This window comes from Clostridium sp., from assembly GCF_016650095.1.
GTDB lineage: Bacteria > Bacillota > Clostridia > Clostridiales > Clostridiaceae > Clostridium_AD.
Genome location: NZ_JAENWL010000094.1, coordinates 1 through 10,666 on the forward strand (window position 1 = coordinate 1; position 10,666 = coordinate 10,666).

A 10,666-nucleotide genomic window follows, 5' to 3' on the forward strand; every position below is an offset into this window, starting at 1 on the left:
CTAATCCATTCAATCTATATTTTTCTTATTTATGAATATTTTGTATATATATTTAATTATAACCTCCATTGTGCTAAATCTCCACAGAAACTTTCAAATTTATACACCATATAACAGAAGCACTTAGCAACAAAGATTGAAATTAGTACTTCCAATATTTGTAATAATTCTGACCCTACACATATATTTCTATATAAAAATAGTCCACCAGCCAAGGCGGACGAAAACATTTTGTTATGTGAATTTTCAGGTCTTGCACTATATCTAGCGTTCAAAACCCACTAATCCATTCATGGTTTAATTCCCTATATATATGAATTATATAACTTAACTGCAACCATAGATTATATTAATTTGGGAATATAAAGCGAGTAAATATTATGCAAGTACTCCTTCTCTCTAAACAATTCATAACTTGAACCAGATAAAACAAAATCAAGGTTTTCCGCTAAACGGATTGACCTTTGATTTTCAATGTAAATACATGCATTTATCTCTTTTATGTGCATAGCACCCATAGCAATTGCGATGATTTCTTTCATTACCTCTTGCATATAACCATTTGTTCAATAATATCAGCCTTACTCAAAGGTTCCAGCATTTTTAGCAACATATCATGGGCCTTTTATCAAAAAAAAAATACTTAAATCTCCATAATATATTTATTAGACAAAATTTTTATTAGCAATAGTTAATACTCCAGCACAATGAGATATTTGTACATACTCACTGAAATATTCATCATTTAAGTTATTTTTAATTTCTTCTACCGTAAAATAGAATTCATCATTATCCCAATACTCATTATATTTAGATTTACATTTCTCTAATTGTTTTCTTGTTTCAAAAGAAACATCCCCTAAAAGTATCATTCCTGTTTTATTTAGCAAAGGGAAAAGTAGCTTTATAAAATTGATTTTTTCTTTGTCTGTCAAGTGATGAATTGCATATGTGCTAATTATGAAGTCGAAATGATGATTTTTAATTTGATCTGGTAAACCCTTGGAAAAATCCTGATTTATCAATGTTGCTTGTGGCATTTTCTGTTTCGCGATATTTATCATATTACTTGAGAAATCAATGCCAGTAATACTATATCCATTATTATAGAGTTGAGTTGTTAAAATTGCAGTTCCAAACCCAATATCTAAAATATTTGCACCATCTTTTTCTCTTACTTGGTTATAAACATAATTTAACACATCTTTATAACCTGCAAATGGGTACTCATTGTTTTTCTCGCTAAGATTTACGCTCTTATCATAGCCATTAGACCATAAATCAAATCCTGTACTATTTAACATAATTTTCACCTCCCTAAACAATAAAAAAAATCAAAATCATTATTGCCTTATTAATTTATGTTTTTGCAGCTGTTTGTTGCCGGCGCTCCTGAACCTTAGCCCAATGGGCTTGATGAAGGAATGTGCCTTGGCGTTGGTTTATGATTTTCTTAGGTTTAAAAATATACATGAGTCTAATCTTGTCCAGATTAAAATCACTCTCCAACCAATGCGAACGGCAACGTTTTGTTAGTGGAAGTCCCGTTACTCCAAGTCTATCTGCTCAAATAAATTCAATAACCCTCATATTATTCAAATACTTCATTTATAATTGGGATGATATTTATTAGTGGTTCTTCATAAGGGTGAATTTCTTTAATGACATTAAGGGCATTCTTAACATATTCCCTTCTACATCTTATCTCAATTTTACATTCCTCGCCTTCACCTACGGTACCTACCTCACCATTAAATGGATTTGAGCCTTCTAAAGGTCTCCAATACCCTCTGACATTTGTTATAGAGATAACATTGTCATAATCTCCAATCTTACAAGCATTCACTTTATTAAGTTCATCTCTTAATTTTATTATATATTCTTCTGGAACATATATTTCAATTTTTACTTCTTTAAATTCCATAAACATAATTTCTCCTTTGTTTTTTGAATTTTCTCAATTTATTATAATACTCTAATGATGTACTTTCCCCTTCTAAAAGGGCTCTCATCCAAGGTTACCGGCAATATTTTACCGTCATATCATAAAATTATATATTTTAATCTTAATTAAGGTATAATACCAAATCCGATAATAATTAATATAGAGCATATAAATAAAACTATATTTCCTCCAAATCCTACTTTAGATAAAATTCTAATAACTTTATTTTCTGGTGTTTCTGAGGGTTTACTATATCCCATTCCTAATGCCCAGTAAACAAATAATAGAAACAAATTCAAACTACTTGAAGCTATTATTGGTAAAAGTTCAGAATCACTTATCCTTAATCCTGATACCCAAGCAAATATACCAAAAGCAAATAATAAACATGATAAAATAACTAAAAGAGTTCTAATAAGTCTAATGATTTTTTTAATAATAACACCCCCAGCAATTTTAATCTTTAATAACCATATAACTCCTTGTCCTACAACAAATAAGCTAGAAAGATATGTACCTATAATTTATTATTCGTCTTTTCATTAATGTAAATATCAAGTGCTCTAATTCCTCTATTCGCAAGTTTTACAAATAACACAAATCCATAAATCCCTATACCCAATAAACTTAGAATAATTATTAAATAAATAAAACTAAAAAAACTAACAATTGCCATCGAAATCCCCCCAATATTTTCATTTAAAACTACTACTCAATATTCATTGTATATCAACAGAGAGTAAAAACATTTAATTTTTCCCAAATACTATTTGTTTTCACTAATAATAGCATCAGTTTCTTTTTTATCCATTTCCAGGATCATATTCTTGAATTCCTCTGCTACGTTCTCTTTTTGTTTTAATAAATCAGCAATTCTTTCATTAAAACCGTCTTGCAATCCTTGTAACTTATGCTGTTGTTCCTCTTTTAATTTTAAAAGTTCTTTGTCCATTTCAAACATAGATCTCTCTCTCTGCATTTCAATATCTTGTTTAGATTTAACATTTAGTTCCTCCATTTTAGTTTTATTTATTTCCGAAAACTCATTAAATTGTTTTAGTAATCTATCTACTTCGTTATTCTTATTTAACAAATCATTCTTCAATTGCATTTGTTCATTTGTTGATTTGTCTAGTTCTGTTTTAAGTTTTATAATTTCATCTTTGTATTTAATATATTTTTCATTGGTTCCTGTTAACTTTAATATTTTTTCTTCCTGCATATTATTAAGGGTTTTCAAACTCTTAATAGTTTCTTGTAATTCACTTTTTATATGTTTTGCATCGGTTATATCTTTTTCCAGTGAGGTTATTTTCTTATTTTCTTCCTTTAATAATGCAATTTGTTCTTTTAGTTTTTCAACTTCGCCACTCTTAACTATTAACTCATTTCTATGAATATTTTTCACCTCTAAAGTTTTAACGTTATTTCTTTCTACTATGTTTATATATATATCCGCCATTCTACTGGTTATTGTTTGTAACTCTTTTATATCCTCGGACATATTACTGTCTTCTTCTCTTGCTCTATTTAATTCATAGTATTTAACTATTTGCTCCATGAGTTCCTTATTGTTTACTCCTTCGCTCTGAGCTAATTCATTGAACTTTTGTTTTAATTCATCACTGATTCTTACACTTAATATTGCATCCATTTCTTTCATCCTCTCTTATTTGGGTATTTTCTATTTTTAATAGAATAAATTGAATTTATACATAACTAAATGCCATTATTGCCTACATCTTAACTACTGCCTGTTTAAAATATTTTCTAAACCATATAACTCTTACGATATTTGAGTTAAAAATATTTTAATGAATTATTTATAGTTATAATTTTAAAAAAATTTATAAAATCACAAAAATAAGTTATTGTAAACACTCGTATACTGCTGTTTACAGTGAAATTGTATGCGTATACATAATGTTTACAATACAAGTATACCATATAATTTTTAAAAATACATATAAAATCAGTAAAAAAGTGGGATTTAGAGTAAAAACAAAACCATTCAATATAACTTTTATTATATTGAATGGTTTTGTTTGTGTTTATGATGAAAATTTATAAGTGTTAGTCATTAAATAATATTATTAATGGTGAGAATGTAAGAAGAATTGGAATAGTGGTTTTAAAAAATACACATTCAAAAAGAGGAAGTAATTCATGAGGATTTTTATTTAATTTCATTTATCACTAGATCAGTAGGAGCTATCGTTTTTGGAGCTTGTTCAGTAATGGAAGTTTGAACCTCCTCCGTAATAACTTTTAACTTATCAGTTTTCAGCTCATCCACTGTAGCCTTGATTATATTAAAAATTTGTTCACTGGAAAACCCTGTTGCATTACTAATTAACTCTGTAGCTTTAGCGTGTTTTATGGTGCTATCCCAGTTAAGCTTTTTAGCCTGCTCTTCTACGCTATGAATAAGTAACTTTGCTATCATTATATTTTGATTATATTTATCAATACCAATTGCTTGTGCTATTTGTTGCTCTTGTATTTCTATCAGGTGTTTATGAGCATCCCACCACTTTTTCACAATTGTAGTAATAAAACCTATGAACACAGTAATTATGAAATATAGAATTTGTGGTATAATTTGTATTAATATATCGTTCAACATCTATACATCCCTCCCAATTTTATCATTTTAAAAGTTGTAATATAGTTGCTGGGCCAACAACTCCATCTGGTTTTAACCCTCTTAAAACTTGAAAATGCTGAATGGCTACGAATGTGTTCCAACCAAAGTTTGCATCAGCTCCAGATTTACCACATGAAAACTTTAATGTTATAAGTCTCTGCTGTATCCACCTTACAAATTCGTTCTTGGCTCCTCTAGTTTGCAAAACTTTACTTATAACTTCATTGGTATGAGTTCCTATATTTCCATCCTCAACAAGTTTGTTTCCATTTTTGTCTGTTAATCCAATTAAGTTGACAGTGTGTTGGAAAGTTTTTAAAACAAGATTTACAGTTTTAGGCGGATTTAAAGGTTTAGAAGGAATTACCGATGCTTCCTTTAAATTAATAAATATATCTGAGCTGAACTCGTCTAAATCAACAAGCCCAATTATTCCTTCTATATTCCCTGAGCTTGTATATTGAAATCCTATATAATTAGTTGCATCTGGTTTTGCTACTCCATAATGAGCCACCCATAAAGGTATATTTTTGACTGAATTATTTAAATTATTTAAATAAAAACTATCTCCAGTATAAATACAAACTTCTTTACCATTTGATATTAAATAATCCGCAAATTGCCTTACATTAGAGCTTATTTGTGTTATGGTTTGTCCTAAGGTTTCTTCTACATCAATAACGTATTTACAATCAGCTGAAAGCCCCTCAATAACACTTAGAAAATGTTTTGCTTCTATTATTGGATTATTTGATCTTAAAAAATGATAAAACCCAATTTTGAGTCCTTCCGCCTTTGCTCTATTATATTGTGATTTCATAAGAGGATTGTTATAATTGATCCCTTCCGTGGCTTTAATATAAACTATTTCTATTGCACTATTTTTTACTTTTTTGAAATCTATATCGTCTTGATAACTGGCTATGTCTATTCCTTTCATAAAACTTCATCCCCAATTTACTTATTTTCTCGTTATAAAATATGTTGCAAATCGTTTAAACGTTACAATTAATTCGTTATTAATTGTTCACCTCTCGTAATCGGCTGCACAAATCTATGCATGTTCCTATTTTTTAATAACTCGATGTAATGCTTTGATTTTTAATGAATAATAAGAAAAGAACCTCTTATAATTAATTCTCAATATGAAAATATTTGGATTGATGATTTTGTATTTCTTAAATGGATAACTTATGGCACAATTATATGAGCAATAACTTATCAGAAATTTTGAATTCAAAAAACATATTAATATCAATAAAAGAAAAAAGATAAGGCCTATCGTAGTCGTTAGGATTTTATATTTTTTTTAGTACAATCTATGTGAAATAAACATTCCCCTTCTCTTCATTCCTACATATATTATATAGATGTCTAGTTTAAGTGGAGATGCAAAAATGGATAATAATACTAGCTTTCTTAAAATATGGGGGGTATCATGGATATTAGGCTCTATTTCTGAAATATTTACAAGTATGCAGATTTCATATACCATTCTTTTATTGCTTATTATCTTAGATACTTTAACTGGAATATTTACTGCCATAAAATATAAAAGATTTAGCAGTATAGGATTACGTAAATCTACTAAGAAGATTATCACTTATTCACTTTGTATGATTACAATTAGATTATTAGAGATTATTTTAGATCCAATAATAATAACAACCATGTTGTCCCAAATTATTATTGCTTTTCTAGCAATTACGGAGAGCGTAAGTATTTTAGAAAATCTAAGCTTATTAGGATTGCCTATACCTGCTACTATTATACCTTTACTAATTAGCAACCTAAAAATACCCGTGTTAAATGCTATTCTGGACAAGTCAAAAGAGAAAACTAAAGAGTTTTCTAATATTGATGATCTAATAAAGTATCAAATCCCTAGTTTCGAGGATGAATATATGAGAACATTTCTAGAGATTAAATATAAAACATGGAAATCTATTATTAATCAAATCATGCTTATAGATGAATCTCCTAATGATAATCCAGATATATTTTTTTATAAGATACTTTCCATAATAGACTTAGGTTTAAGTGATATGAAAAATAAATTGTCAGAAGAAAAAATTCCAACTAAATATATCAAAAACTCCTCCCAAAATGATCAAGTTAAAGTAGATGAGTGTCTAGAAAAATTAAAAATCATTTGTTATTCTGAGAAAACTATTAGGGAGAAAAAAGATAAAATTATTGATTGTATTGTAATAATTTCATATAAAACAATAATTGATGCACGTAAAAATATATAATTGTAAATCCTAGATTCATTCGGAATCTAGGATTTATTAATATATAACGGTAATTTATGTAACAATTAGCAATACTAACACAATAATTAGTATTTAGAAAAGGGAAAATAAATATCTCGTTCTAAAAATTATTTTCTAAAGGAGATACATCCTCTTACCTATTCCAACGCATAAAATATAGTCAGCTTAGAATCCACCAAGTATTTGAATTATGTCCTAATTTTCGTACTTAGTAATTATTCCTTATTTCAATTTTATGGATTTGGTTATAGATTTAGTATATAATTATTATTAGAAATACTTCAAATCTTTTGTTGATATTTATGTACTATTTATTTTAAAAATATATTTATGAGAATTTGTAGGTAATTAATAATTGCTTATACAATAAAAAGAATATGGGAGGCAATTTAATGAAAGTTTCAATGTCGAGTTTTTTAATAAGTCAGAAGCCTACTTTGAAAAAAATAGTAAATATTCTTTCTAAAAAATATAAATATGTATCAATTTTAGGCACAGATACTAAAGGGAAAATATATAACGTACAAATAACGGGTATAGATTTAAGCGACTCTCACTGGTGTGAACGTGGGTTTGTTATAAGGGTTCATAACGGTGTAAACTATTCTGAGTTTTCTTTTAATGAAATAAATGAGAATAGTTTAAATACTATAATAGATGAAATACAGTTAAAAATGGCCAAAACTTTTGAAAGTTTAAAAAATGCCTCAATAGCTGTAAATCCTTATGATTTAATAGAGGAAACTTTAATCAAGGAGCAGTTTTTAGGTGAAGTCATCACGCTTCCATCTACTTTAACATCAAAAGAAAAAATAGAAAAAATGTGTTTTATTAAAGATTCTGCTTTAAGTTATTCAGATTTGCTTGTAGATTTCAAAGTAACCTATCATGAGGTTCACGTATCAAAGATATTTATTTCTAATAATAAAGAACTAGAACAATCTTATATATGGAGTGAAGGGTATTTGGTAAGCATAGTCCGTAGAGATGATAATACTAAATACGCCCATGCATCTTTCTCTGGTTTAAAAGCAGTAGAATTGCTAGATGAAATGAAAAATGATGTAGAAAAAGTAGTAGATACCAGTATAAAGCTTTTAGATGCGAGGAGCGTAATACCAGGTGAATATGAAGTAATATGTTCTCCTGAAATTTCCGGGTTAATTGCTCATGAAGCATTTGGCCATGGAGTTGAAATGGACATGTTCGTTAAGAAAAGAGCAAAAGCTTTGGAATATATAGGAAAGAGTGTGGCATCTGAATTAGTTACAATGCATGACGGTGCTGCAGCGGCTAATAATATGTCTTCTTATTTGTTTGATGATGAAGGGGTACTTGGAACAGATACTATTGTTATAGAAAAAGGACAACTTAAAACAGGAATTTCTGATATATTATCGGCTCTTAAGCTGGGTACTAAACCTACTGGTAATGGTAAACGAGAATCTTTTGAAAGAAAAGCTTATGCAAGAATGACTAATACCTTCTTTACTGCCGGAAATGATACTTTAGAAGATATGATAGCTTCTATCAAATACGGTTACATTTTAGATGGTACCATGAGTGGAATGGAAGACCCTAAGAATTGGGGAATACAATGTATGGTACTTCAAGGTAAAGAGATTAAAGATGGAAGATTAACTGGTGAAATAGTCTCACCTGTAATTATGACCGGATATGTGCCAGATGTTTTAAAATCCATATCTATGTTATCAGAAACCGTTGAGATTTCTGGTTCTGGTGCGTGTGGCAAAGGTTATAAGGAATGGGTTAAGGTTTCGGATGGTGGCCCATATATTAAAGCAAAAGTGAGGTTAGGATAATGATAGAAAGAATAAAAAAGCTGATTGCTGGATTTGCACAATCAAATAGTCTAGAAATGGATGGATTTAAACTAATAGAACATAAAATAACTGCTAATGAGCTTTTCTTCGTAAAGAAAGGCTTAGATATGTATAGAGCTAAAGATGTTCATAATTTTAATATAACAGTTTATAAAAACTTTGAGGAAGAAAATGTAGCGTATACAGGTTCATCTTCCGCTATAATTCATCCTACTATGAGTGATGAAGAAATACTTCAGGTTATTGTAGAAATTGCCTTCGCCGCAAGATTTATAAAAAATAAATATTATCCTTTGGTAGAGCCTTCCTATAAAATTCAGCGGTCAATAATAAGTAATTTTTCAGAGAAACCACTGAGCGATTGGCTTCCTACATTAACCAAAGCAATCTATAACTCAGATGTTTATGATAAAGGAGGTATAAATTCTTCTGAAATCTTCCTTAATAAGGTTTATACACGTATTGTAAGTTCTACGGGAATAGATATATCTTTCACGACGTATAATGGCGAACTTGAGTTTATAACTAATTGGAAGGAAGATGCTGAAGAAATTGAACTGTACACGCACATAGATTTTTCAGAGATGGATTATGATTTAATAGATGAAAAAGTAAAAGAGATGCTTATTGTTAGTAAAGAAAAAGCTATTGCGACCCCCACTCCGGCACTAGGAAAATACAACGTATTACTTAATGGAACGCCAGTAATTGAACTATTAAACTATTATTTATCAAAAGCATCGGCAAAAACAGTGTACAATGGAATGTCCACTGCAAAACTTGGTGAGAATATTCAAGGCGATGATGTACAGGGTGATTTGATAACTCTTACTTTAGACCCTTTTATGAAAAACTCAACAAAATCTTCTCCTTATGATTCTGACGGTTTTCCTGTGGATTCTGTTAAGATATTTAATAAAGGTGTTTTAAATATGTATCATGGGGACGTACGTCATTGCCATTATTTAAATATAGAGCCTACAGGTAATATATCAAACTTTATTATTGACGGTGGGAATTATTCAATAGCAGATTTTAAAGTAGATCCATACCTAGAAATTATAGCCTTTTCTGACTTCCAAATGGATACTTTAACAGGAGATTTTGCTGGAGAAATTAGACTAGGCTGGTCTTTTGATGGTACCAATACCATTCCAGTTTCAGGCGGTTCTATATCAGGAAATATTAAAAATTTACAAAAGCAAATGTACTTATCAAAAGAGCTTCAAAAGGATAATAACTTTATAGGACCTAAAATTGTTAAATTATTAAATGTAAGTGTAGCTGGAATAGAATAAAATAAGGATTTTTATGAACCCTCTCACTATCTTAATCATAGACTATAATAATAGTAAGTTTATGGAGAGTAAAATGGACCTTTTTAGAACAAATAATTATTCAAGGATAAATGCTGTTAACTATGCAACTACCTATGCATTGCATCCAAATCCTAGTTTTAGATACTTCCCTCTTATTAATAATGAGACAAGTGGGGATTGCGCAAACTTTATATCTCAGTGCCTACTTGCCGGTGGAGCGCCTATGACTTTTAATGGCTCACATCCATGGTGGTACAACAAGAATAATACTCTAAGTACAAAGGATGATACCTGGTCTGTTTCATGGGCTGTAGCACATTCCCTTTACTGGACTTTAAAAGTTAATCAACAATCTAATGCTCCTGGAATTAAAGGCCTTGAAGTACAGCACGTTAGCATGCTTGAATTAGGTGATTTGATATTTTTCGAAGGAAGTAATGGAAATATATTTCACTCTATGATTGTTACAGCTTTTAGTTATCCACATACTTTAGTTTCTCATCACTCTTTTGAAGCTTTAAATATATATTATAAAAATTCTTGGCCAGCTAAGCGTGCACATTATCTAAAAATAAGTATATAAACATAAAAACAACGTTACAAAATAAATATTGTAACGTTGTTTTTATTTATTA

The 10,666-nt window shown here is 29.3% G+C and carries 13 protein-coding genes; 4 read left to right on the forward strand and 9 right to left on the reverse strand.

Going from position 1 to position 10,666, the window contains the following annotated elements; genetic code table 11:
- Positions 1 to 56: 56 nt before the first annotated feature.
- The 9 genes from JJE11_RS07605 to JJE11_RS07645 all read right to left on the reverse strand — a co-directional run bounded on the left by JJE11_RS07605 (position 57) and on the right by JJE11_RS07645 (position 5,532).
- A complete protein-coding gene (locus JJE11_RS07605; RefSeq protein ID WP_291634203.1) occupies positions 57 to 275 on the reverse strand; it encodes a hypothetical protein in 219 nt (72 codons plus the stop codon).
- Between the two features lie 69 nt (positions 276 to 344).
- Positions 345 to 554, reverse strand: coding sequence for a GNAT family protein (locus JJE11_RS07610; RefSeq protein ID WP_291634205.1), 210 nt, complete (start codon positions 552 to 554; stop codon positions 345 to 347).
- A 111-nt stretch (positions 555 to 665) separates the two neighbouring features.
- Complete coding sequence (locus JJE11_RS07615) at positions 666 to 1,304, reverse strand: class I SAM-dependent methyltransferase (RefSeq protein WP_291634207.1); 639 nt, start codon at positions 1,302 to 1,304, stop codon at positions 666 to 668.
- A 287-nt stretch (positions 1,305 to 1,591) separates the two neighbouring features.
- The gene (locus JJE11_RS07620; protein ID WP_291634208.1) at positions 1,592 to 1,924 is read right to left on the reverse strand and encodes a cytochrome C biogenesis protein; all 333 of its coding nucleotides are present in this window, start codon (positions 1,922 to 1,924) and stop codon (positions 1,592 to 1,594) included.
- Between the two features lie 146 nt (positions 1,925 to 2,070).
- Entirely contained in the window at positions 2,071 to 2,244 is a 174-nt protein-coding gene (locus JJE11_RS07625) for a hypothetical protein (RefSeq protein WP_291634209.1), read from the reverse strand.
- Positions 2,245 to 2,462: 218 nt separating this feature from the next.
- A complete protein-coding gene (locus JJE11_RS07630; protein WP_291634210.1) occupies positions 2,463 to 2,621 on the reverse strand; it encodes a hypothetical protein in 159 nt (52 codons plus the stop codon).
- Positions 2,622 to 2,711: 90 nt separating this feature from the next.
- On the reverse strand, positions 2,712 to 3,599 hold the full coding sequence (locus JJE11_RS07635) for a hypothetical protein (protein WP_291634212.1): 888 nt from the start codon (positions 3,597 to 3,599) through the stop codon (positions 2,712 to 2,714).
- A gap of 522 nt (positions 3,600 to 4,121) precedes the next feature.
- Complete coding sequence (locus JJE11_RS07640) at positions 4,122 to 4,571, reverse strand: hypothetical protein (RefSeq protein ID WP_291634214.1); 450 nt, start codon at positions 4,569 to 4,571, stop codon at positions 4,122 to 4,124.
- Between the two features lie 22 nt (positions 4,572 to 4,593).
- Positions 4,594 to 5,532: a GH25 family lysozyme gene (locus JJE11_RS07645; protein WP_291634216.1), complete on the reverse strand. Its 939-nt coding sequence runs from the start codon at positions 5,530 to 5,532 to the stop codon at positions 4,594 to 4,596.
- A gap of 457 nt (positions 5,533 to 5,989) precedes the next feature.
- Between JJE11_RS07645 and JJE11_RS07650 the strand changes: the two genes are divergently transcribed.
- The 4 genes from JJE11_RS07650 (at position 5,990) to JJE11_RS07665 (ending at position 10,614) form a co-directional block, all read left to right on the forward strand.
- Complete coding sequence (locus JJE11_RS07650) at positions 5,990 to 6,847, forward strand: phage holin family protein (RefSeq protein ID WP_291634218.1); 858 nt, start codon at positions 5,990 to 5,992, stop codon at positions 6,845 to 6,847.
- A 413-nt stretch (positions 6,848 to 7,260) separates the two neighbouring features.
- On the forward strand, positions 7,261 to 8,691 hold the full coding sequence (locus tag JJE11_RS07655; RefSeq protein ID WP_291634220.1) for a TldD/PmbA family protein: 1,431 nt from the start codon (positions 7,261 to 7,263) through the stop codon (positions 8,689 to 8,691).
- Positions 8,691 to 10,010 (forward strand): metallopeptidase TldD-related protein, encoded by a 1,320-nt coding sequence (locus JJE11_RS07660; RefSeq protein WP_291634222.1) that lies wholly within the window; start codon positions 8,691 to 8,693, stop codon positions 10,008 to 10,010. Before JJE11_RS07655 ends, JJE11_RS07660 begins: the two co-directional genes overlap by 1 nt.
- A 73-nt stretch (positions 10,011 to 10,083) precedes the next feature.
- The gene (locus tag JJE11_RS07665) at positions 10,084 to 10,614 is read left to right on the forward strand and encodes an amidase domain-containing protein (protein ID WP_291634223.1); all 531 of its coding nucleotides are present in this window, start codon (positions 10,084 to 10,086) and stop codon (positions 10,612 to 10,614) included.
- The last annotated feature ends 52 nt before the right edge of the window (positions 10,615 to 10,666 follow it).